Source organism: Pelistega suis (genome assembly GCF_013133795.1).
Classification (GTDB): Bacteria; Pseudomonadota; Gammaproteobacteria; order Burkholderiales; family Burkholderiaceae_B; genus Taylorella; species Taylorella suis.
The window spans coordinates 1-1186 of record NZ_JABGBN010000019.1 but is presented as its reverse complement, the minus strand read 5'-3'; the positions used below and the strand labels follow the sequence as shown (position 1 = coordinate 1186).

The following is a 1186-nucleotide window of genomic DNA, read 5'->3' as shown; positions in this document are numbered from 1 at the left end:
GTGATTTTAGATACAACGCCAGCGCCTACTGTACGACCGCCTTCACGAATCGCAAAACGTAGACCTTCTTCCATCGCGATTGGAGCGATTAATTCAACTTCCATCGCTACGTTATCGCCTGGTAATACCATCTCTTTGTCCGCTGGTAATGTAATTGTACCTGTTACGTCCGTTGTACGGAAGTAGAACTGTGGACGGTAACCTTGGAAGAATGGTGTGTGACGACCACCCTCTTCTTTCGAAAGGATATACACCTCTGCTGAGAAGTTTGTGTGTGGCTTGATTGAACCTGGTTTCGCTAATACTTGACCACGCTCTACGTCTTCACGCTTCGTACCACGTAGTAATAAACCTACGTTATCACCCGCTTGACCTTCGTCTAGTAACTTACGGAACATCTCAACGCCTGTACACGTTGTTTTTGCTGTTTCGCGGATACCTACGATTTCAATCTCTTCACCCACTTTAATGATACCACGCTCAATACGGCCTGTTACCACTGTACCACGACCTGAAATAGAGAATACGTCCTCTACTGGCATCAAGAATGTACCATCAACTGCACGCTCTGGTGTTGGGATGTATGAGTCTAACGCTTCAGCTAACGCTAAAATCGCTTGCTTACCTAAAGGACCTTCGTCGCCCTCTAACGCTAATTTAGCAGAACCTTTAACGATTGGTGTATCGTCACCTGGGAAGTCGTATTTAGATAACAACTCACGTACTTCCATCTCTACTAACTCTAATAACTCTTCGTCATCTACCATGTCCGCTTTGTTTAGGAACACGATGATGTATGGTACGCCTACTTGGCGTGATAATAGAATGTGCTCACGTGTTTGTGGCATTGGACCGTCAGCGGCTGAACATACTAAAATCGCGCCGTCCATTTGTGCCGCACCCGTAATCATGTTCTTAACATAGTCAGCGTGGCCTGGGCAGTCTACGTGTGCGTAGTGACGGTTTGCTGTTTCGTACTCTACGTGTGCTGTATTAATCGTAATACCACGTGCACGCTCTTCCGGAGCCGCGTCAATTTGTGAGTAGTCTTTCGCTTCACCACCGAACTCTTTCGCTAATACTGTAGTGATCGCTGCCGTTAATGTTGTTTTACCGTGGTCAACGTGACCAATTGTACCTACGTTTACGTGCGGTTTGGTACGTTCAAACTTACCTTTTGCCATGA

At 46.4% G+C, this 1186-nt stretch carries 1 protein-coding gene; it reads right to left on the bottom strand.

The genetic code is table 11. The annotated features are described in order from the left end of the window. On the bottom strand, positions 1-1184 hold a 1184-nt coding region (tuf, locus tag HKX39_RS10550), incomplete at its 3' end, for an elongation factor Tu (RefSeq protein ID WP_171681282.1). Between the last annotated feature and the right edge of the window lie 2 nt (positions 1185-1186).